25 protein-coding genes are annotated in these 21,012 nt (G+C 67.8%); 13 read left to right on the top strand and 12 right to left on the bottom strand.

Annotated elements, in window-relative coordinates; all coding sequences use genetic code 11:
- Window positions 1–92 precede the first annotated feature (92 nt).
- From NFL01S_RS28120 to NFL01S_RS28130, 3 genes are all read left to right on the top strand, one after another.
- Window positions 93–1,454, top strand: a complete 1,362-nt coding sequence (locus NFL01S_RS28120; RefSeq protein ID WP_062979341.1) for an NCS2 family permease — start codon at window positions 93–95, stop codon at window positions 1,452–1,454.
- A gap of 92 nt (window positions 1,455–1,546) precedes the next feature.
- Window positions 1,547–2,077: a DoxX family protein gene (locus tag NFL01S_RS28125; RefSeq protein ID WP_062979342.1), complete on the top strand. Its 531-nt coding sequence runs from the start codon at window positions 1,547–1,549 to the stop codon at window positions 2,075–2,077.
- 13 nt (window positions 2,078–2,090) lie between these two features.
- Complete coding sequence (locus NFL01S_RS28130) at window positions 2,091–2,393, top strand: DoxX family protein (RefSeq protein ID WP_062979343.1); 303 nt, start codon at window positions 2,091–2,093, stop codon at window positions 2,391–2,393.
- Between the two features lie 21 nt (window positions 2,394–2,414).
- Here NFL01S_RS28130 and NFL01S_RS28135 read toward each other — a convergent pair whose 3' ends face one another.
- A complete protein-coding gene (locus tag NFL01S_RS28135; protein WP_062979344.1) occupies window positions 2,415–4,463 on the bottom strand; it encodes an ATP-dependent DNA helicase in 2,049 nt (682 codons plus the stop codon).
- A gap of 113 nt (window positions 4,464–4,576) precedes the next feature.
- Here NFL01S_RS28135 and NFL01S_RS28140 point away from each other — a divergent pair, with 113 nt between their 5' ends.
- From NFL01S_RS28140 to NFL01S_RS28150, 3 genes are all read left to right on the top strand, one after another.
- Complete coding sequence (locus NFL01S_RS28140; protein WP_062979345.1) at window positions 4,577–5,452, top strand: oxidoreductase; 876 nt, start codon at window positions 4,577–4,579, stop codon at window positions 5,450–5,452.
- A 74-nt stretch (window positions 5,453–5,526) separates the two neighbouring features.
- Window positions 5,527–6,057: a hypothetical protein gene (locus NFL01S_RS28145; RefSeq protein WP_063916073.1), complete on the top strand. Its 531-nt coding sequence runs from the start codon at window positions 5,527–5,529 to the stop codon at window positions 6,055–6,057.
- Window positions 6,054–6,416: a DUF3817 domain-containing protein gene (locus NFL01S_RS28150; protein WP_062979346.1), complete on the top strand. Its 363-nt coding sequence runs from the start codon at window positions 6,054–6,056 to the stop codon at window positions 6,414–6,416. Before NFL01S_RS28145 ends, NFL01S_RS28150 begins: the two co-directional genes overlap by 4 nt.
- 387 nt (window positions 6,417–6,803) lie before the next feature.
- Here NFL01S_RS28150 and rdgB read toward each other — a convergent pair whose 3' ends face one another.
- From rdgB to clpS, 10 genes are all read right to left on the bottom strand, one after another.
- Entirely contained in the window at window positions 6,804–7,412 is a 609-nt protein-coding gene (gene rdgB / locus NFL01S_RS28155) for an RdgB/HAM1 family non-canonical purine NTP pyrophosphatase (protein ID WP_062979347.1), read from the bottom strand.
- Entirely contained in the window at window positions 7,412–8,185 is a 774-nt protein-coding gene (gene rph, locus NFL01S_RS28160) for a ribonuclease PH (RefSeq protein ID WP_062979532.1), read from the bottom strand. The genes rdgB and rph overlap by 1 nt, the downstream gene beginning before the upstream one ends.
- 346 nt (window positions 8,186–8,531) lie before the next feature.
- The gene (locus NFL01S_RS28165) at window positions 8,532–9,296 is read right to left on the bottom strand and encodes a cyclic nucleotide-degrading phosphodiesterase (RefSeq protein ID WP_062979348.1); all 765 of its coding nucleotides are present in this window, start codon (window positions 9,294–9,296) and stop codon (window positions 8,532–8,534) included.
- Window positions 9,297–9,365: 69 nt separating this feature from the next.
- Window positions 9,366–10,079: a rhomboid family intramembrane serine protease gene (locus tag NFL01S_RS28170; protein ID WP_062979349.1), complete on the bottom strand. Its 714-nt coding sequence runs from the start codon at window positions 10,077–10,079 to the stop codon at window positions 9,366–9,368.
- Between the two features lie 187 nt (window positions 10,080–10,266).
- Window positions 10,267–11,229: a PLP-dependent cysteine synthase family protein gene (locus tag NFL01S_RS28175; RefSeq protein WP_062979350.1), complete on the bottom strand. Its 963-nt coding sequence runs from the start codon at window positions 11,227–11,229 to the stop codon at window positions 10,267–10,269.
- Between the two features lie 7 nt (window positions 11,230–11,236).
- The gene (locus NFL01S_RS28180) at window positions 11,237–11,512 is read right to left on the bottom strand and encodes a MoaD/ThiS family protein (RefSeq protein ID WP_062979351.1); all 276 of its coding nucleotides are present in this window, start codon (window positions 11,510–11,512) and stop codon (window positions 11,237–11,239) included.
- 51 nt (window positions 11,513–11,563) lie between these two features.
- Complete coding sequence (locus NFL01S_RS28185) at window positions 11,564–11,986, bottom strand: M67 family metallopeptidase (RefSeq protein WP_062979352.1); 423 nt, start codon at window positions 11,984–11,986, stop codon at window positions 11,564–11,566.
- A gap of 430 nt (window positions 11,987–12,416) precedes the next feature.
- Window positions 12,417–13,478: a P1 family peptidase gene (locus NFL01S_RS28190; protein ID WP_062979353.1), complete on the bottom strand. Its 1,062-nt coding sequence runs from the start codon at window positions 13,476–13,478 to the stop codon at window positions 12,417–12,419.
- The gene (gene aosR, locus NFL01S_RS28195) at window positions 13,475–14,044 is read right to left on the bottom strand and encodes an oxidative stress transcriptional regulator AosR (protein ID WP_062979354.1); all 570 of its coding nucleotides are present in this window, start codon (window positions 14,042–14,044) and stop codon (window positions 13,475–13,477) included. Before aosR ends, NFL01S_RS28190 begins: the two co-directional genes overlap by 4 nt.
- Window positions 14,045–14,065: 21 nt before the next feature.
- Entirely contained in the window at window positions 14,066–14,428 is a 363-nt protein-coding gene (clpS, locus tag NFL01S_RS28200) for an ATP-dependent Clp protease adapter ClpS (RefSeq protein WP_062979355.1), read from the bottom strand.
- A gap of 194 nt (window positions 14,429–14,622) precedes the next feature.
- Between clpS and NFL01S_RS28205 the strand changes: the two genes are divergently transcribed.
- The 7 genes from NFL01S_RS28205 (at window position 14,623) to NFL01S_RS36200 (ending at window position 20,757) form a co-directional block, all read left to right on the top strand.
- Window positions 14,623–15,933: a nicotinate phosphoribosyltransferase gene (locus tag NFL01S_RS28205; RefSeq protein ID WP_062979356.1), complete on the top strand. Its 1,311-nt coding sequence runs from the start codon at window positions 14,623–14,625 to the stop codon at window positions 15,931–15,933.
- A 27-nt stretch (window positions 15,934–15,960) separates the two neighbouring features.
- Window positions 15,961–16,530 carry an isochorismatase family protein gene (locus tag NFL01S_RS28210; protein WP_062979357.1) on the top strand — a complete coding sequence of 190 codons (570 nt, stop codon included), beginning with the start codon at window positions 15,961–15,963 and terminating at the stop codon, window positions 16,528–16,530.
- Between the two features lie 48 nt (window positions 16,531–16,578).
- The gene (locus NFL01S_RS28215; RefSeq protein ID WP_062979358.1) at window positions 16,579–16,914 is read left to right on the top strand and encodes an MmcQ/YjbR family DNA-binding protein; all 336 of its coding nucleotides are present in this window, start codon (window positions 16,579–16,581) and stop codon (window positions 16,912–16,914) included.
- 343 nt (window positions 16,915–17,257) lie between these two features.
- Window positions 17,258–18,043, top strand: a complete 786-nt coding sequence (locus tag NFL01S_RS28225) for a hypothetical protein (protein ID WP_157117038.1) — start codon at window positions 17,258–17,260, stop codon at window positions 18,041–18,043.
- 154 nt (window positions 18,044–18,197) lie between these two features.
- Window positions 18,198–18,845 (top strand): PadR family transcriptional regulator, encoded by a 648-nt coding sequence (locus tag NFL01S_RS28230; protein ID WP_062979361.1) that lies wholly within the window; start codon window positions 18,198–18,200, stop codon window positions 18,843–18,845.
- 281 nt (window positions 18,846–19,126) lie between these two features.
- A complete protein-coding gene (locus NFL01S_RS28235; RefSeq protein WP_062979362.1) occupies window positions 19,127–20,311 on the top strand; it encodes an FAD-dependent monooxygenase in 1,185 nt (394 codons plus the stop codon).
- 89 nt (window positions 20,312–20,400) lie between these two features.
- Window positions 20,401–20,757, top strand: coding sequence for a hypothetical protein (locus NFL01S_RS36200; protein WP_169812147.1), 357 nt, complete (start codon window positions 20,401–20,403; stop codon window positions 20,755–20,757).
- Between the two features lie 17 nt (window positions 20,758–20,774).
- Here NFL01S_RS36200 and NFL01S_RS28245 read toward each other — a convergent pair whose 3' ends face one another.
- Window positions 20,775–20,999 carry a hypothetical protein gene (locus tag NFL01S_RS28245; RefSeq protein ID WP_084493323.1) on the bottom strand — a complete coding sequence of 75 codons (225 nt, stop codon included), beginning with the start codon at window positions 20,997–20,999 and terminating at the stop codon, window positions 20,775–20,777.
- Between the last annotated feature and the right edge of the window lie 13 nt (window positions 21,000–21,012).

The raw sequence follows: 21,012 nt of genomic DNA on the forward strand, positions 1-21,012 counted from the left end.
GATACCGTTCCACTGGCGCTGACCTGCGTCTAACCGCACCGGGGTGGGCGGCAACCGCCGGGACGGAGTTTCGCTAGCCGACTGGAGATGTCATGGCCACAGGTCTTCTGACCCGGACTCGCGGACGGGTGGATTCGTTCTTCGGAATCGGAATCCACGGCTCGACCGTGCGACGCGAGTTGATGGCGGGGACCGTGACGTTCCTGGCGATGTGTTATGTCCTCGCGGTCAACCCTTCCATCCTCGGCGACCAGGGCGACCTCGGCGCGCAGGGAATCCCCACGCAGGCGGTGTTCACCGCGACCGCGGTGGCGGCGGTGGTGGGGACGCTGGTGATGGGGTTGTGGGCGCGGTATCCGGTCGCGCTCGCCCCCGGGATGGGCTTGAACGCGTTCTTCGCCTATTCGGTGGTGCTCGGGATGGGGATCCCGTGGCAGGTCGCGTTATCGGGGACGTTGCTGTCCGGTGTGATCTTCTTCGTTCTCGCGGTCACCAAGATCCGCGAGAAGATCCTGAACGCGATCCCGTTGCAGTTGAAACTGGCCGTCGCGGCCGGGGTGGGAACCTTCGTCGCGTTTCTGGGGCTGAAGAACGCGGGCATCGTGGTGGACAATTCGTCGACTCTGGTCGGGCTCGGTGATTTCACCCAGGGCACCACGGTGCTGGCGTTGTTCGGGCTCGTACTCACCGTCGTCTTCCTCGTCCGAGGCTGGCACGGCGCGGTGCTGTACGGCATCGTCGCGACGGCGGTGATCGGTATGATCAGCGGTCTGGTGGATATCCCCGACGGGGTGGTTTCCATGCCGCAGGGTCTCGATGAGACCTTCGGGCAGGCGCTGGTCCACTTGCCCGACGCGTTCACCGCGCAGATGGCGGTGGTGGTGCTGACCATGTTGTTCGTGGATTTCTTCGATGCGTCCGGAACACTGATCGGGGTGGCGAACCAGGCGGGTCTGCTGAACGCGAAGGGGGAGTTGCCGCGGGCATCGAGTGCGCTGTCGGCCGATGCGGTGGGCACGATGGCAGGTGCGGTGATCGGAACCTCCACCACCACCGCGTATGTGGAATCGACGGCCGGTGTCTCGGCCGGCGGCCGGACCGGGCTCACCGCGGTGGTTACCGCCGTCTGGTTCGCGGTGGCCATGTTCTTTTTCCCGATATTCGCGGTGGTGGCGGGTTCGGGCGCGGTGACCGCGGCGGCGCTGATCGTGGTCGGCGTGCTCATGGCGCGTTCGCTCGGCGATATCGACTGGAGCCGTTTGGAGTTCGCGGTTCCGGCGTTCATCACGATCATCATGATGCCGCTGACGTATTCGATCGCCAACGGTCTGGCGATGGGGATGATCTTCTATCCCGTAGTGATGGTGGCGCGCGGCCGGTTCCGGGAAGTGCATCCGGTGATGTGGGCGCTGACGGCGATCTTCCTCGCGTACTTCTTCCTGCTCGCGGAATAGCCCGAAACATGGCAAGGTTAGGCTAACCTGGCCGCGTTGACCGGAGTTCGCTCGTCTCCCCGGCCGGGCAACTGCGACAACGAGGGGTTCCCATGACTGCCGATACGACGCTCGAACGCGCCGCCGCGACCCGGGGCGGGTCGATATCCGGTGATACCGGCCTGCTGATCCTGCGGCTGGTCTTCGGCCTGTTGTTCGCCGCCCACGGCGCGCAGAAGCTGTTCGGCTGGTTCGGCGGTGAGGGGCTTGCGGCGAACAATGCGGGATTCGAGAAGATGGGCTTCGAGCCGGGCAATGTGTTCGGAACGGTGGCCGGACTGAGTGAATTCGTGGGTGGGCTGCTGCTTGCGCTGGGTGCGTTCACCCCGCTGGCGGCAGCGATCGTGCTGGGTACCGGAATTGTCATCGTCAACACCGGATTCGGCAAAGGTCTGCTCGGCGGCTACGAGATGGGCCTGTTGTTCGCGGTGGTCGCGTTGGCGGTTGCCTTTACCGGACCGGGACGGTTCTCGGTGGACAATGGTCGTCCCTGGGCGCGCACCGGCTTGACCTGGGGCGTGATCTCGGTGGCCGTCGCGGTGGCGGCGGCGCTGGTCACGCTGGTCGGTAAGTCGGTGTTGTAGCCGGTGTAGCGGTGTGTCCGGCGGAATCCTGCTCGCCCTGGGGGCACTCTCACCATTGGGTGCGGCCATCGTGCTGGGTACGTCCATCGTCATCATCCACACCACTTTCGGCGGTGGCCTGCTCACCGGACAGGGCTACGAAATGGCGTTGCTGTTCGCCACTGTGGCAGCGGCCCTCGCCTTCACCGGGCCGGGCAGGTTCTCGGTGGACTACCGCCGGCCCTGGGCTCGCAGCGGGCTGGTCTGGGGCGTCACCGCGGTGGTGGCCGCCGTCGTCGCTGCGGTGATCACGCTGGTTCTCGCGGCCGTTCTGTAAGACGACCCGCCGCAGCGGGAATCACACCGCTGCGGCGGAGTCCAGACGGTGTAGGGCCTTCAGGACGACCTCGGGGTCGGCGGTTTCCCAGTACGGGGGCAGTGAGGCACGTAGGTAACCGCCGTAGCGTGCGGTGGCGAGGCGCGGATCGAGGATGGCCACGACCCCGCGATCGTCGACGCTGCGCAACAGGCGCCCGGTGCCCTGGGCCAGCAGGAGGGCGGCGTGACTGGCGGCAACGGTGAGAAAACCGTTGCCGCCACGGGATTCGACCGCGCGCTGACGGGCCGCCAGCAGTGGATCGTCGGGGCGGGGGAAGGGGATCCGGTCCAGGATCACCAGACTCAGCGACGGGCCGGGGACATCGACCCCCTGCCACAGGGAAAGAGTTCCGAACAGGGAGGTTTCCGGGTCGTCGGCGAATTTGCGCACCAACGCGCCGGTGGAATCCTCGCCCTGGCACAGGATCGGTGTCTTCAGCCGGGAACGCAGGGCTTCCGTGGCCGATTTCGCGGCGCGCATGGAGGAGAAGAGCCCCAGTGTGCGTCCACCCGCGGCCGAGACCAGACGCTCGATTTCGTCGAGATAGGCCGGGGGCAGCCCGTCCCGCCCCGGGGCGGGCAGATGCTTCGCGACATAGAGGATCCCGGATTTCGCGTGATCGAACGGCGACCCCACATCCAGCGAGGACCAGCGGACGGTATCGGTGTCCGCGGGGGCCTCCGCGCCGTTGGCCAGCGCGGGATCGGCCTTGCCGCCGGATTCGGGCGGCAGGCCCCAGGTGCGTGCCAAGCCGTCGAACGTTCCGCCGATCTGCAGGGTCGCCGAGGTCAGGATGACCGTGGCCGTCCCGAACAACTGGCTACGCAGCAGCCCGCCGACGGCCAGCGGTGCCATATGCAACGAGCGGCGGGTGACGCCGCGGATCTCGTCGGCCGACAACCACACCACATCGCGGCGCGCCGCCGGATCGGGTTCGTCGAAAGCGGTGAGGGCGCGGACCGCGCTGTCGTGGATCTCCTCGACCGCGGCCACGGCCATGTTCCGGCCGGCGGCGGCCTCGGGATCGGATCCCGGCGCGGCGGAACCCTGCGGGTTGAGCGCGGTGCGCGCGTTCCAGGCGGCATCCCGGACGAGGGCGAGCACCTGGCCGATCCCGTCGGGCAGTGCCTCCCAGCGGTTCGGGCCCAGATCCTCGAGGGCGCCGTGCCAGGCTTCCGCGGCCGCCTCGAGCCGATCGACCTCCTGCTCGTCGATGAGTTTGGCGCAGCGCCGGGCGGCGGCGCTGATGGCCGTTGCCGACAGTTCGGCGGTCGCGACGCCGGTGACCCGGTCGACCAGTTCGTGTGCCTCGTCCACGACCACCACATCGTGCTCCGGTAGTACCTGGATACCGCTGATCGCGTCGATGGCCAGCAGCGCGTGATTGGTGACCACCACATCGGCCTGCGCGGATTCGGCGCGGGCGCGTTCGGCGAAACAATCCTGACCGAACGGGCAGCGGGATTTGCCCAGGCATTCCCGCGACGAGACACTGACCTGCCGCCAGGCGCGGTCGCTGACCCCCGGGGCCAGTTCGTCGCGGTCACCGGTTTCGGTATCCGAGGCCCATTCGTTGAGCCGTTTGACCTCGCGGCCGAGCCGCGAGACGGCGAAGGCGTCGAACAATTCGGCTTCGGCGGGCTCCTCCGGGATGGCGCTGTTGATTTTGTTCAGGCAGAGATAGTTGTTACGGCCCTTGAGGATCGCGAATTCGGGTGCCCGGCCGAGCGGTTTCGCCAGGGCCTGTCCCAGCCGGGGCAGATCCCGGTCCACCAGTTGCCGTTGCAGGGCGATGGTGGCGGTGGAGACCACTACTGTGCGCCCGGTGCGGACCGCGTGGCGCAGGCTGGGCACCAGATAGGCCAGGGATTTCCCGGTGCCCGTACCGGCCTGGACCGCGAGATGGCGTTTGGTCTCGATGGCATCGTCCACCGCGGCCACCATGGTCATCTGACCGGGGCGTTCCTTACCGCCGAGTGCGGTTACGGCGGTCGCCAGCAGGGTCGATACGGGCGGGAGTTCGGGCACTCGGGCAGCCTACTGCGCCCCACCGACACCCGTGCGCGCAGTCGCGAACCCCGCGGTGCCGAGTGGTGGGTGTCGCCCTTCACAGTGATCTTACTCGGCAGTAAGGTCACATCATGGCGTGGAAACCCGATCAGATGCCCGACCAACGCGGGCGTACCTATGTCGTCACCGGAGCCAACGGCGGCCTCGGTGCCGAGACCACCAAGGTCCTGGCCGGTAAAGGGGCCACCGTGGTGATGGCCTGCCGCAACACGGAGAAGGCCCGCGAGGTCGCCGGCAGTATCGGCGGCGATCTCCAGGTTCGCCGGCTCGACCTGGCCGATATGTCCTCGATCCGCGAATTCGCCGAGGCCACCGGCGAATTCGATGTACTGGTCAACAACGCGGGCCTGATGAATGTGCCGTTCTCGCGGACCGTGGACGGATTCGAAACCCAGTTCGGGGTGAACCACCTCGGGCATTTCGCGCTCACCGGGCTGCTGCTGGACCGGATACGCGACCGGGTGGTGACCCTCGCCAGCATCGCCCACAAACAGACACCCAAACTGTGGATCGACGACCTGAACTACGAGAACCGGCGCTACCAGCGCAACCTCGCCTACGCGCAGGCCAAACTGTCCAACCTGATGTTCGCGCGCGAACTGCAGCGCCGGCTGACAGCGGCCGGCTCACCGAAACGGTCGTACGGCGTGCACCCCGGGGTATCGGCCACCGAACTGTTCACCCGCACCGAAACCCCGCTCGATCTGGTCAGCAAACCGGTGATCCGGCTGGTCGGGCACGCCCCGGCGAAGGCGGCGCATTCCACCTTGTTCGCGGCGACGATGCCGGATGCCGATCCGCAGACCTACTGGGGTCCGACCCGGCTGTTCCAGTCCCAGGGCCCGGTGGCGGCCTCCCCGTCGACCCGGTTGTCGAAGAACACGGGCCTGTGGCGGCGGTTGTGGGAAGAGTCGGAGCGGATGACCGGAGTGGTCTACGACCTCTGACCGGCGTCGACGGCCGACCACGCGACGCGCACCTCACACTACGGCCGGTGTAGTAGACGGGTACCGTGGTAGCCGTGTCCGAAACACCCCGCCGTACCGTGCACCGCCCGGCTCTGATCGTCCTGGCGGTTGTGCTCGCGGTGGCCGCGCTGGCATTGGGCTGGTGGCAGATGGAGCGGTTCTCCTCGGCCAGCGGGACAGCGCAGAACCTCGGCTATGCGATGCAGTGGCCACTGTTCGGGGCCTTCGCGCTCTTCGCCTACTTCCGCTTCGTGCGGTTGGAGCAGGAAGCAGGCGCGGAGGACGCGGCCGGCGGCGAATCTGCAGACCGGGCCACGGGCTCGGCGGGCACAGTCGGCGAAACGGGGTCGACGGCAGCCGGTACCGAAGCGGCACGTGCCGACGGCTCGGTGCAGCCCGGCCGCCGTCGCAGCGCCGCCGTCCGGGAACCACGCGAGATTCCGGCCGGTTTCCTGCCGCAGCGGCCACAGGCCCCCCGCGACACCGATCCGGTGCTCGCCGAATACAACAGCTACCTCGCCCGGTTGAACGCCGGCGACCAAGCGGGCAGCGAAGCCCGCGATCCCGAGAGGAGCGCCGGTTGACCGCCAGCGAGAAAACCACCGTCGCCGCCGAGCCCGCGCGGCCCGCCGGAGACCGCAAGATCGCGGGCGCGCTGCTGCGCTACCGCGTGCTCGCCTGGGTCACCGGTCTGTGGCTGTTGCTGCTCACCGCCGAGATGATCGCGCAGTACGGGTTCGGCGTGGATACCCCGTCGTGGATCGCGCTGGTACACGGCTGGGCGTACTTCATCTATCTGATTCTCACCGCCGATCTCGCGGTCAAGGTGCGCTGGCCGATCAAACGCACCATCGGCACGCTGCTGGCGGGCACGATCCCGCTGCTGTCGTTCTTCGTCGAGCACCGCAACACCCAGCAGGTCAAGCGCGACTTCGCGGTCTGATCGCCCCGGGCGAGTGGGATAAGCGGCCGAGGAAGCGCCGCGTTCGAGAACACCAGTGCCTGCCCGGCCGGTAACCGTGCCTACGGCGGGCGCAAAGGCGAACTATCGGAGAACTCCGGGAAACCCGCGCCCGGTCGTTGACCGAGGGCATATCCGGTGCGCCGTATTCCCGTCCGGCCACGGGGGAACCCCGACCGCCGCTCGGCACCGGCCGGACAGCAGCGGAGAAACTCGCCCATGCCCGAGATCGACCGTCGCTGCGCCGTCCGGGTATACGGCTCCGTTCGTCGGTGCGCGACCGACGCGACCCGAGGCGTGGCAGCCGATCGGGACAGACTGCACTCGGACGTTCCGTCGGCCGAGTGCAGTCGGCCGGGTTCGTTCCGCTCAGTCGGCCAGCCGGCTGAGCGCGGGCAGCAGTTCGGCCAGCGCGCGCCCGCGGTGCGAGGCTGCGTCCTTCTGCGCCGGGGTGAGCTGAGCCGCGCTGTGGTCACCGTCGCCGGGATGGAACAGCGGGTCGTAACCGAAGCCGCCATCACCCTGTGGGGCCCGGCCGATGGTTCCGGGCCATTCACCGCGCACCACAGTTTCCGCGCCGTCCGGTAGCACCAACGCGCAGGCCGAGACGAAGTGCGCGCCGCGGCGATCGTCGGGCACATCGGACAGCTGGGCGAGCAGCAATGCGTTGTTCGCGGCATCATCGCCGTGCCGCCCCGCCCAACGGGCCGACAGGACACCCGGCATTCCGTTCAACGCGTCCACCGCGATACCGGAATCGTCGGCAATACACGGCAACCCGGTCGCCTGGGCGCCGTCGCGCGCTTTGGCCAGCGCGTTCTCCTCGAAGGTCGCCCCGGTTTCCGGCGCCTCCGGATATTCCGGGACATCGTCGAGACCGACGATCTCGAGTCCGGCGATGCCGGCCTCGTCCAGGATCCGGCGCAGCTCATTCAGTTTCTTGGCGTTGCGGCTGGCCAGCAGAACGCGGCGGGTCATTACTTCTTCTTCGCCGGTTCCGGAGCTTCGGGCAGCACACCTGGATAGGGCAGCGCCAGCGCTTCCTTCTGTACCGCGAACAGTTGCTCGCAGCCCGCGAGTGCGGAATCCAGGAGCTTGTCGAGGGTGGAGCGCGGGAAGGTCGCGCCCTCGCCGGTGCCCTGGATTTCCACCAGGGTGCCGGTATCGGTGGCGACGACGTTCATATCGACCTCGGCCCGCGAATCCTCTTCGTAGGGCAGGTCCAGCCGGACCCGGCCGTCCACGACCCCGACGCTGACCGCGGCGATCGCGCAGGAGATCGGCTGCGGATCGGCCAGCCCACCGGCGGCACCGAGGTAGGTGACAGCGTCGGCCAGCGCGACGTAGGCGCCGGTGATGGCGGCGGTACGGGTGCCGCCGTCGGCCTGCAGGACATCGCAGTCGACGGCGATGGTGTTCTCGCCGATGGCGGCCAGGTCGATACAGGCGCGCAGGGACCGGCCGACCAACCGGCTGATCTCCTGGGTACGTCCGCCGACCTTCCCCTTGACCGATTCCCGGCTGCTGCGGGTATGGGTGGCGGCCGGCAGCATCGCGTACTCGGCGGTGAGCCAGCCCAGCCCCGAATCGCGCCGCCACGGCGGTACACCCTCGGTGACGCTGGCCGTGCACATCACCCGCGTCTGCCCGAACTCGACCAGCACCGAACCGGCCGGATGCGTGGTGAAACCTCGGGTTATCCGTACCTCGCGGAGCTCGTCGTCCGCCCTGCCATCGGCTCGTCTCGACACGGGCTCAGCGTAGTGGGGGCCCTGTGCCGGCATCCGCCGGGGTCGCAGCCTTCGATCGCCGCGCCGGACCCGGTGAAAATCTCCTCTGCCCCTGCCCGATGAGACCGAACCTGCCCACCGAAAGGCGTCGGACACTTCCGTCGCTCCGGGGCCTGCTGGGCACGGCGGCGCTACCGGGGCGATGTGGTGTACGGCGCTCTCGGCCCAGAGCCGGCGCAATCCGTGGTGCCGAATCCCATACATCCGAGAGTGGTGGGGCCGTGGAAACCCCACGCAACCAGCGGTGGTGCCGAATCTTTTGACCGAGGAAGGCCGAAACCTCGCGCCACCGGAGGCGGCGCCGAAATCACAGCTCGAAGGTCTCGCCCGGGGTCACGGCGTGTACGGGGCCGGTGAATTCGGCCTTCGCTTCGGCGATGACATCTTCGCGGGAAGTCCACGGCGGGATATGGGTGAGGAGCAGTTCCCCGACTCCCGCCGCGGCCGCTATCCGTCCGGCTTCGGTGCCCGAAAGATGTATGCCTTCGGGACGATTCGCCGGATCGTGGGTCCAGGAGGCCTCGGCCATGAGAACGTCCGCGCCCTGGGCCAGTTCCTGGACCGCCGAGCAGACGGCGGTATCCCCGGTGTAGACGAAGGTGCGTCCGGCGGCGGTGACGATACGCAGTCCGTAGGACTCCGGCGGGTGGAACATACGGCGCGCGGTGATGGTGTGGCCGGGACCGAACTCGACCGTTTCCCCCTCGGCCCACATACGGAAATCGATCACATCGGACCAGTCGTCGCATTCGCCACCGACCTCGGCGGAAGCATTACCGATCCGTACCGGCGCATCCGACGGGCCGCGCACAATGGCCTGCCCGGTGGGCGGCGTCGGATGGTAGCGCCGCCAGACCAGCAGCCCCGGCAGGTCCAGGCAGTGGTCGGCATGCAGATGGGTGAGGAAGATGTCGACCTCGCCCGGATCGGCGTATCGCTGCAGCGCGCCGAGGATCCCGGGACCGAAATCGATGACCACCGGCGACATATCCGGGCCGGTGAGCAGATAACCCGACGCTGGGGAATCCGGGCCGGACACGCTGCCCGAGCACCCGAGGACCGTGAGGCGCATGCTCCCATGCTGCCACGATGTTTCCCGATTCAAGACCGCATCCCCCGAAAATACTGGCCGCATCCACGGTCACCGGGGTGGGGCGGCTGTCCCGGTGCGCAGTTGCCGGCGGTGTCGACGTTCATCACTGGAGAGTACCCAGCCGGCGATCAGTCCACCCATTGCGCCGAAAAGGTGCCCCTGCCAGGAGATTCCATCTTGACCTGGGAGAACGCCCCAGAGGAGGGAGCCGTAGAAGACGAGTACCACGACGCCGAGAACGATCTGGCCGATCCGGCGGGCGAACCAGCCGCGGCAGATGAGGTAGGTGAGCCAGCCGAACACCAGTGAGGAAGCGCCGATGTGGATGGTGTTCGTGCCGCCGGTGAGCCAGGTGCCCAGACCGGCGACGATCCAGATGACCGCGGTAGCGGCCAGCCCGCGGCCGATCCCGGTGGCCAGTGTCAGGAAGCCCAGGACCAGTACCGGCAGGGTGTTGCCGATCAGATGGTCCCAGCTGCCGTGCAGCAACGGAGCGAAAAGAATGCCGTCGAGACCGTCGACTTCACGCGGTGCGATACCGGCCGTGCAGTCGATGCAGTAGTCGATGATCGAATCCACCGATTCGATCAGATACAGCAGTACGACGAACGCGGCCATCACCACCGCGGCCCGTCCCCACGCCCGCCCGGCGGTGAAACGGGGCCGGCCGGTCGGTGCACCGGGGCCTGCGCCGGGCGCCGGGCGGAGCGCGGAAGTGCGGTCGGGGTCGAACGAAGCGCCCAGGGGTGCGCCACCGGTCATGACGATCCTCCTCCTCGGCGCGCCGAAGCCGCTCTGCGCGCCTTACCCCGAGGGTACTGGGTTTGTTGCAGCACCTTCGGACGTGTGAGTCCGGGCCCTCGGTCTCCAACTGTGGAGGCCGACCGTCCCGGCCGGCGCCCCGGCGACCGGGAGGCCGGCACCCGCATGCCGGACGCGCCGCAGAAAATCAAGCCCAGAGCTGGCCCTCGAGGCGTTCCTCGGCCTCTTCCAAGGTGCCGTCGTAGGCGCCGGTGGACAGGTATTTCCAGCCGCCGTCGGCGACGACGAAGGCGATATCGGCTCGTTTACCGGCCGCGACGACCTTGCGGGCCACGCCCAGCGCCGCGTGCAGGATCGCGCCGGTGGAGATCCCGGCGAAAATGCCCTCTTCCAGAACCAGCTCGCGCGTCCGGCGGACCGCGTCGTACGGGCCGACGGAGAACCGGCTGGTGAGTACCGATTCGTCGTACAGCTCCGGGATGAAACCCTCGTCGATATTGCGCAGTCCGTAGACGAGTTCCCCGTACCGGGGTTCGGCGGCGACGATATCGATACCCGGGACCTTCTCCCGCAGGAACCGCCCGGTGCCCATCAGCGTGCCGGTGGTGCCCAGGCCGGCCACGAAATGGGTGATCTCCGGCAGGTCGGCGAGGATCTCCGGGCCCGTGGTCTCGTAATGGGCGAGCGCGTTCGCGGGGTTGCCGTACTGGTAGAGCATGACCCAGTCGGGGTTCGCCGCGGCGATCTCCTTGGCCTTGGCCACGGCCAGGTTCGAACCGCCGGCGGCGGGCGAATCGATGATCTCGGCGCCGAACATGGTGAGCAGCTGGCGCCGCTCCACCGAGGTGTTCTCCGGCATCACACACACCAGGCGGTAGCCCTTGAGTTTCGCCGCCATGGCCAGCGAGATCCCGGTGTTGCCGCTGGTGGGTTCGAGAATGGTGCAGCCGGGGGAGAGCCGGCCGTCGGCTTCGGCCTGTTCGATCATGCGCAGAGCCGGCCGGTCCTTGATGGACCCGGTGGGGTTGCGGTCCTCGAGTTTGGCCCACAACCGCACCGGCAACTCACCCTCCCACTGCGGGGAGAGATTGCGCAGACCGACCAGCGGCGTATTGCCGAGCGTCGCGATCAGGGATTCGTAGCGTGCCACCGGACCGTCAGGCCCCGCCCGCGACGGCCGGCAGGATCGTCACCGTCGCACCTTCGCCCACGGCGGTGTCGAGGCCGCCGGAAAACCGGACATCCTCGTCGTCGACATAGATGTTGACGTAGCGGTTCAGCTTGCCCTCGTTGAGCAGGCGCTCGGCCAGGCCCGGATGGTTGGCCTCCAGATCCTCGATCACCGCGGCGAGCGTGGACCCCTTGGCCTCCACGCGCTTCTCACCGCCGGTGTGGGTGCGCATTATCGTCGGGATGGACACGGTGACCGGCATGGGTGCTCCTCGCTTGTTGTCTTCTCGGAAATCGGTCGGAAGTTGTGGGGATCAGGCGGATTCGTAAGCGGCGACGACCCGCACCGGTTCCTCGGTGACCTCGCCGTCGAGGATCCGGTAGCTGCGCAGTTCGTGCTTCTCCGGGTCGCGGGTCGAGACCAGGACGTAGTGCGCGTTGGGCTCGGAGGCGTAGGAGATATCGGTGCGGCTCGGGTAGGCCTCGGTGGCGGTGTGGGAGTGGTAGATCACCACCGGCTCCTCGTCGGCGTCGTCCATCGCCCGCCACACCTTCAGCTGCTCACCGGAATCGAACCGGTAGAACGTCGGGGAGCGCTCGGCGTTGATCATTGCCACGAACCGTTCGGGACGGTCGGACCCCTCGGGTCCCGCGATGATGCCGCAGGCCTCGTCGGGATGGTCGGCGCGGGCGTGCGCCACCATGGAATCCACCAGGTCGGCCCTGATCACGAGCACAATCGAACCTCTCCACACGTCGTCTCGGCTCTCGCCGACCCATCACAGCCGACAACCGTCGAGGATATTCGGGTATTCCCTGTCTATTTTGCGGCGCCTGCGGCGCCGCGGGTTTTGGCCCCCCTCGGTCCCTGCTGTCGGCACTCGACACTCGCGGCTGCGCCGCATCGGGCACTGACAGCGGGGACGGGTCAAAACCTTGCAGGGCCTCGCTGGACTCGGCACCGTGCTGGTTACGCCCGGTTCGGAGTGGGCCCACCGGGGCCTCGCTGAACTCGGCAGCGCCGCTGCTGGCGTCGGGTAGCCCGGCGGAGCTACCGGCGGTGTGGTTCGGGTGAACGAGAATCTTTCAGGGGCTCGTAAGCACCTCGGTGCTGCCGCCCGGTGGGTCGCGTGAGCACCGTGAGCGCGCCGAACACAGGCGACGGAATCAACCGCCGAACAGCTCACTGTAGGACGGGATACCGGCGACCGATACCGCTGAGCGGATCGCGTCGACCACCGCCCGCTCCACGCAGACCGCGGCGGCGGTGCACAACTCGTCGACCAAGGGGAGGTCGCCGGGGAAGGTCGCCGGAAGTGCGGGGAGGTCGGGTGGTGTTGCCGTGCCGGTGGCCAGTGCGAAGAAGGTATCGCCGTCGAGGGGGGAATGCGCCGGGCGCACGGCCCGGGCCAACCCGTCGTGCGCGGTGGTGGCGAGACGGCGGCAGCCGAGGGTGTCGAGCGGCGCGTCGGTGGCGACCACGCCGATCGTGGTGTTCAGCACGGTGCTCTTGACCGGGAGCGCATTGGCCACGGCAAGTTGTTCCGGTGTGGCCGGTCGCAACCCGGCGAACTCGGGCCCGTCGGTGCCGACACCCCACGGCAGCCCGGTGCGCGGGTCGAAAACCGACCCGACCGGATTCGCCACCACCAGCGCTGCGACGGTGACGCCGGCGGCGATACCGTCGCTGAAACGAATACTCGCGCTGCCGATACCGCCCTTGAGCGCCCCCGCCTGCGCGCCCACACCCGCACCGACACAACCGCGCAGGAAATCGGGTCCGGCCGAGTCCGCGGCGTGGTAACCGAACGCCGCGGTGGGGCGGGTGGACCAATCGCCGACCGGCAGATCGAAGATCACCGCGCCGGGCACGATCGGCACCACACGGGTGGGGTCGGCCGGGTCCATCGGGATGCCCTCGCCGTGTTCCTCCAGCCAGCTCATCACGCCGTCCGCTGCCGCCAGACCGTAGGCGCTGCCGCCGGTGAGCAGGATCGCGTGCGCCTGCCGCACCGTATTGGCGGGGTCGAGCAGATCGGTTTCCCGGGTGCCGGGGCCGCCGCCGCGCACATCCACCGCGGCGACCGCGCCGCCCGGCGCGCGGACCACCGTGCTGCCGGTGGCCGCGCCGGAACCGCGGGTGGCGTCGGGGTCGAGGACGTGGTGGTGGCCGACCAGCAGGCCGGCGATATCGGTGAGCGCGTTACGCGGCCCGGGTGCGCCGGTCACGGTGCCATCGCCTGCAACAGGGAGTCCTGCATCCAGGTGAGCCAGTGGTAGACGTCCAGATGTGGGGCGCGGGGGTCGTCGGGCGGGAACTGTTCGGGGGTGTCGGCGTCGATTTCCAGGACTACGCCCAGGGCCAGCCGGATATCGGTGAGGGCGGCGAGCCAGGCGTCCGCTTCCTCCGGGGTCAGTGCGATCTTGCCGCCGTCCTCGGGCACGGTGCGCAGGACTACTCCGGCGGCCGCCAGTTTCTCGTCGATGATCTCCGGTTCGTGCAGTCCGCGCAGCGCGCTGTTGAGATCGGCGCGGTCGGCGTCCGGGGAGCCGGGTTCGGCGCGATGGAAATCGGGGAGCAACCGGGCCAGCCGGGGATCCTCCGGCGGCAGGGTGTTACCGCTGCGCAGACCGGTGAGTGCGGCGAGCTCGTCTTCGGGGGCGGACGACGCGCGCTCACCCAGCAGGCCGGAGACCGCGCCGACCAGCGAGCGCAGCACGCTCGCCTCGCGCGCGTCCAGCTCCGACCGCAGCTTGAGACCGCTCAATGAGTTCTTCCGGCTCCATTTACGCACGTCGCTACGGTAACCGTCCGATCAGTCGTCTCGTTGCATGGTCGCCCACAGTCCGGCCGCGTGCAGCCGGCGGACATCCTGTTCCATTTTGTCCCGCGAACCGGACGATACGACGGCTTTGCCCTCGTTGTGCACTTTGAGCATCAGCTCGGTCGCCTTGGCTTTGCTGTAGCCGAACAGCTTCTGGAAGATGTAGGCGACGTAGTGCATCAGGTTGACCGGATCGTCCCACACCACGGTGACCCACGGGCGGTCCTCGGCCTCCAGGATCTCGGTGGCTTCCACGGCTTCGGGGGTCGCCTGTGCCGCCGACAACGTGGCGCCGGCGGCGCCTACTCGGACCTCGATCGTCCGGGAGCGGGGTGCTGTGTTGCACAAGGCCATAAACCCAAGGGTACGACTCGCGGTGTAATTCACAACACCCGGAGCAGGAACAATACGGCTGCCTCCGGGCCGGCGAGGGTCCGTACGCAGCCGGGGCGGTACGGCCGGGACAGGGTGTGCCGGATTGCCCGTCGGCCCGGGCGTGGCGGGTGGTTGTCCCGATCGGTGACCCGGTCTGTTTACAGTGAACGACTGTGGACCCGCGCGATACCGCCGGCAGCACTGCTCTGCTGACCGACCAATACGAGCTCACGATGCTGGCGGCCGCGCTGGCCGATGGTTCCGCGGCGCGGCGCTGCACCTTCGAGGTGTTCGCCCGGCGTTTGCCGCACGGCCGCCGCTACGGCGTGGTGGCCGGGACCGGCCGTCTCCTCGACGGCCTGACCCGGTTCCGGTTCGGCGAAGCGGAGCTGGAGATCGCCGCCGAGTTCCTGGATACCGCGACCGTCGACTGGTTGCGGGCTTACCGCTTCACCGGCGATATCGACGGCTATCCCGAGGGCGAACTGTATTTTCCGGGTTCGCCGATCCTGTCGGTGACCGGGACCTTCGCCGAATGCGTGGTACTGGAGACGCTCGTGTTGTCGGTCCTCAACCACGACAGCGCGATCGCGTCCGCGGCTGCCCGGATGGTGAGCGCCGCGGCCGGCCGGCGCCTGATCGAGATGGGGTCGCGCCGCACGCACGAACTGGCCGCACCGGCCAGCGCGCGGGCGGCTTACCTGGCCGGTTTCCACGCAACCTCGAATCTGGAAGCGGTACGCCGTTACGGAGTGCCGGGCGCCGGGACCAGCGCGCACGCGTTCACCCTCGTGCACAGCGGGCCCGATGGGGAGCACGAGGTGGAGGCGTTCCGTAGTCAGGTGGCGGCGTTCGGCCCGGGAACGACGCTGCTGGTCGATACCTTCGATATCACCCGCGGTGTCGACCTTGCGGTACAGGTGGCCGGGCCGGAGCTGGGGGCGGTGCGCATCGATTCCGGTGATTTGGGCGTGCTGGCCCGGCAGGTCCGGCAACAACTGGACGGACTGGGTGCGGTGAACACCCGCATCGTGGTCTCGGGCGATCTGGACGAGTACGCGATCGCGGCCCTGCGTGCCGAACCTGTCGATGCCTATGGGGTGGGGACGCAGCTGGTCATCGGTTCGGGCGCCCCGACCGCGGGCATGGTGTACAAGCTGGTCGAGGTCGAGGGTTTACCGGTGGCCAAGCGGTCCAGTCACAAGGAGTCGCGGGGCGGGGCGAAACGGGCGGTGCGCCTGGCCCGGCCCACCGGGACGATTGTCGAGGAGATCGTGTATCCGGCGGCCGGTCAGTCCCCGGACCCGGGCGGCCTCGAAGTACGCGAGTTGCCGGTGCCCCTGGTCCGCGGCGGTGAGCTGCTCGACCGTCCGCCGCTCGACCAATCCCGTGAGCTCATGGCGCGCGGCCTGGTGAGTCTGCCCTGGGAGGGGCTCAAACTGTCCGGTGGTGACCCGGCGGTGCCTACCACTTTTGTGGCCTGACCGGTCGGTGCGGGGGAAAATGGCGGTATGGAACGCGCGCTGATCGTGGTGGATGTGCAGAACGATTTCTGTGAGGGCGGTTCGCTGGCCGTCACCGGTGGCGCCCGGGTGGCCGGGCTGATCAGCGAATATCTGCGCGACGCCGAGTACGACGCGGTGGTGGCGACCCGGGATTTCCATATCGATCCCGGGGCTCATTTCTCCGAGACCCCGGACTACGTCGACAGCTGGCCGCCCCATTGCCGGGTCGGTACTCCCGGCGCGGAGTTCCATCCGCAATTCGATACCGCCGCGGTGCAGGAGATCTTTTCGAAGGGTGAGTACTCGGCCGCGTACTCGGGATTCGAAGGCGCCGCCTCCGACGGAACGCCCCTCGCCGTGTGGTTACGCGCCCGGGGTATCACGTCGGTGGATATCGTCGGTATCGCCACCGACCACTGTGTCCGGGCAACCGCCCTGGACGCGGCCGCGGCCGGTTTCGGCACCCGTGTCCTGCTCGGAATGACCGCGGGCGTCGCATCGGCCACCGTCGAATCAGCGCTGGAGCAACTCGACCGGGCCGGGGTCGAGCTCGCCGGCACGGTGGCCGGCGGCTGAATCCGCGGTGCGATCACGTCTGTCGGTCCGCCGGTGCACAATCCGTCCATGACTGCTTCCGGGGATGATGCACGCGCCTACGCGCTTTCGCTGCCGGGGACCAGCGAGGAATTCGCCTGGGGTATGCCGATCTTCCGGGTCGAGCGCCGGTTGTTCCTCACGCTCCCCGAAGACGAGACCTCGATGGCTGTGCGTTGCCCGATCATCGACCGCGACGAGCTCGTGGTCGCCGAACCCGGCAAGTTCTGGATAGCGGGGCACGAAGCCGGAAACCCCTGGGTCCGGGTACGCCTCGCGGCACTCGATGACCAGGACGAGTTGCGGGCGATCATTCGCGACTCGTGGTGCCAGGCCGCCCCTCCCCATCTCGCCGGCGGCGTATGAACTGCGCCGTCGGACGGTAGCGCACACCGGCTTCTGGTTCGGCCTCTCGTCGTTGTGTGTGCGGCTGCGGGGAGTTCAGGCGGCATCGGTAGGGGTCCGGCAGCAGAATGGCGTCCATGTCGGGCATCAACAAGGCGGTCACACGGGTTCAGGAACTCCTGTTGAAAATCGGGTCCGGTATCGGCCGGGTCCGGGCCAGACCCCCGAGGAAGTCGGAAAAGGGCTACGTGCGACAGCCGATACCGTCGAGGCTGCCGACCGGCAACGGCCTGTCGAGGTCGACGGGTATGTTCGCCGGCCACAGGCTCGGCTCACGGAAGGTGAGAAGCGACCGCATTGGGTGGTGACCGCCGGTGACAATGTGTTTGCGGCGACGGTGCACAACAAGAATTGGGACCTCGACCAATCGAAGAAATTGATCGGGTGCCTGGACGATTGGCTCGCAGCGACCGAAGGGAAGAGGCGCATCATCATCGTCGAAGGGCGGGTGCCCCCCGTGCAGGCGGACGCCGGGATGGCGATCGACCACGACCTTCTCCGGAGGACCTTCGCGACCGACCGGGGTGAGTGTGCGGCGATTGCCCTCAAAGGGAAAGCAGCGGGCATCGATCCCATATCGGGGGAGGAGAACGAGGCCCGCCAGTTCGCCGAGCTACTGCGCAACAATCGACCGGAGCATGTCCTCGGATACTACGTGCTGCGCCAGATGCCGCAGGCGCTCGCGGCGCAGGAGAAGAGCGGAATCGATATGGCGGCGTATCTGAACGAGACCATCGACCGGTTTGCCCCGCATATGCCCGAGGGGATCGATGCCCGGCAGGCATTCACCGATTTGATGGTCCGAGAGTACGGCCGGACCGACTTCACCGGGGAGTTCCATAAGAAGGATGAGCGCTGGCTGATGCAGGAAACGAACGATCCCGTCGTGTTGGGGGCACGGGACAGCCCGGTGCAGAACGTCTCTTTCGAATGCAATCAGCGGCGGGATACCTACTACGCGGAGCTGTTTCAACAAAAAGTGGACGAGGGTTACGCCGTGTTCGGCCAATTCGGCGAGATTCATTACCCCGATGTCAAACCGTACATTCCAGCGTTGGAGAACGGTTCGGTGGTGCAGATCCACCCGTAATGCGCCGCGGCGCGCCGCGTACCGGTGTCGTGTCGGTCCGTGCCCGTCAGGCGAGCAGCTCATCGATACATCGAGCGCAAGAGACGGCTGCCGAGGAGGACCTTTGCGCCCTTATGCTCGTGCACGTATATTCGTAGACGAGTAAGGAGGCTGTGTGGCGAAGAAACGCAAGGTCGGCAATCTGCTGGCGCTGGCCGTCCTCGCGGTGATGCAGGACGAATCCATGCACCGGTACCAGATCGCCGCACGGCTGCGTGAGTACGGCAAAGACCAGGACATGGACATCAAATGGGGGTCGCTGTACACGGTCGTGCAGAACCTGGCGAAAGCCGGATTCCTCGAGGTGGTGGGCAGCGAACGCGACGGTGCCCGGCCCGAACGGGTGATCTATCGAATCACCGAAACCGGACGCGCCGAACTGGTGGACTGGACGCGGGAACTCCTCGCTGAACCGGAGCCCGAACGCGGCCGCTTCATCGCCGGCCTGTCGATCCTTGCCGTGCTGCCGCCCGACGAGGTGGCGGAGTTGCTGGGCCGTCGGCTGGCGGTTCTGCGAGAGCAGATCACGCAGGTGAAGAAGGACTTGTCCGATCTCGGCGCGAAGCTGCCGCGACTGTTTCTCATCGAAACCGAGTACGGGCTCGCCGTGCTGGAGGCCGAAGCCGAATGGACTCGCGCCCTGCGCGCCGAACTTCTCGACGGCACCTTCCCCGGCCAGGAGGAATGGAAGTCATGGCACGGCCGCGGTGCCGTGGACACCGCGCGTGCCCGGAAATATGTGGAGGGAGCCGAACAGCCGTAGATCAGTGAACGACGAACGGTGAATCACACCGGCCCCGATGGTGGTGCGCCAACACCACCATCGGAACCGGATCACCGTCTCGGACCGTGCCCGCGCAGGCGCACACCCGGCCGCGAGTTTGGCAGAACACAGGATAACCGGGCGGGCGAGGCGCAGGGCGGTTCGCCGGACGAGTACCCCGGGCACGCCCGGTCCGACGCACAACGGCGCGGAGGGGCGGCCCGTAGGACGCCGCCGCTGTGGCGACGTCACCGACTCTGCATCTCTCGAGGAGTAGTCCTGTGTCCAGAACAGAAACAGCGCTGGTTATCGGCGGTGGAATCGCGGGGCCGGTCGCGGCCACCGCATTACGGAAAGCGGGGATCGATGCCCGCGTCTACGAGGCTTATCCCGGGCCGGCATTCACGATCGGCAGCGGCCTGGCCTTGGCGCCGAACGGTGTGGCCGCGCTGGATGTGATCGGCGCGGGCGACGCGGTCCGCGATATCGCCGTGCCGGTCCCCCGTATGTGCCTGTCGGTCGGCGGCAAACTGCTGCCCGCGCCCAGCCTCCCGGACCAGCCGCCGCTGCAGTTGGTCGATCGTGGTGAGCTGCACCGGGTATTGCACGAACGGGCAGTGGCGGCCGGTGTTCCGGTCGAATACGGAAAACGCCTGGTAGCGGCCGACCACACCGCTGCCGGCGTCACCGCACGATTCGCCGACGGCAGCACCGCCACCGCCGATGTGCTCGTCGGTGCCGACGGAATCCGGTCCACCGTGCGCCGCCTGATCGACCCTGCCGCTCCGGGCCCGGACTTCACCGGGATGCTGGGTTTCGGGGCCACGATCGAATGCGATATCGCGACCCCGGACGAAACGATCGTTTTCGCCTATGGAAAACGTGCCTACTACCTGTACTGGCCCCTCGGTGACGGCCGCATCGGCTGGGGCGCGAATCTGCCGAGCGCGGAATATCTTTCGTTGACCGAGGCCCGCGCTACCGCGCCGGAGCGCTGGCTGGAGATCCTGCGCGACACCTACGGCGAGGATCATCCGGGCGGCCCGCTCGCCCGGGCAACCACTCCGGAACAACTGGAGGTCACCGGCGCACTGCACATCATGCCGTCGGTGCCGCACTGGTACCGGGACCGCATGGTGTTGATCGGCGATGCCGTGCACGCTCCGTCCAACAGTTCCGGACAGGGTGCTTCGCTGGCGATCGAGAGCGCGATCCAGCTGGCTCGCTGCCTGCGCGACCTACCCGATCTAGAAACCGCCTTCGCCACCTATGAGCGGTTACGTCGCTCCCGGGTCGAAGGCGTGGCGGCGCGCGCCGCCAAAATCAACCACAGCAAGACTCCAGGACCTGTGGCGCGCACGTTGATGCAGCTGATCATGCCGATCATGGCCCGGACGATGAACCCGGAGAAACTGGCCGGCACCGAGCAGCGGTACCGCATCGATTGGGCAGAAAAGGTGTTGTGATCACGTACACCGCAGGAAATTGTCCGTGCCCCGCAGATCGCAGCGGCACGTAATATCGTCCGCAATACGCTGCGGATTCGGGAGATATCGTGCTGTTGCTGATAATCGCCGGCGGCACTGCCTGGCTGGGGTGCGTTGTCCTGGACAACTTCGGGCTGACCTGGAGCCTGCCGCTTTTCTGGATCTCCGCGATGCTGGTGGTGGTGACGATTGCAAGCCGGTTACCACGCGGTCGTGCGTCTCGGCGTGCCGGGAAGCGGTCGATGGCCGCGGGTGGCGCCGGTACAGGTGCCTGGTTCCTCGGCGATTTCGGTGCCGGCGATGGCTCCGACGCAGACGGGGGCAGCAACTGTGGCGGCGGGGGCAGCGGCTGTGGCGGAGGCGGTAGCGGCTGTGGCGGAGGCGGAGGTGGTGGCGGCGGTGGCGGCGGTGGCGGAGGCGAATGACCTCCGCCACCGGGATCTCATGACTCGAAGGGGACGGTGTTGCCCGCGGCGTCGCGGGTTCCGGTCACCTGCGCGATCGCGTCCGCCAGTTCGGCGCAGGACTTCCAGGTGCGCGGGGTGGTGTCATCGAGATTGCCGATCGTGTACCACTGTTCGGTTTCCCGGTAGCGGACCAGGCCGTATCCGCCGGGATCGAGGGTGATATCCAGGGCACCGGATATCGTCCCGGCTTCCCGGGTCATGACCGATGTCTTA

Origin of the sequence: Nocardia flavorosea NBRC 108225 (genome assembly GCF_001613385.1) — a bacterium.
Lineage (GTDB): Bacteria > Actinomycetota > Actinomycetes > Mycobacteriales > Mycobacteriaceae > Nocardia > Nocardia flavorosea.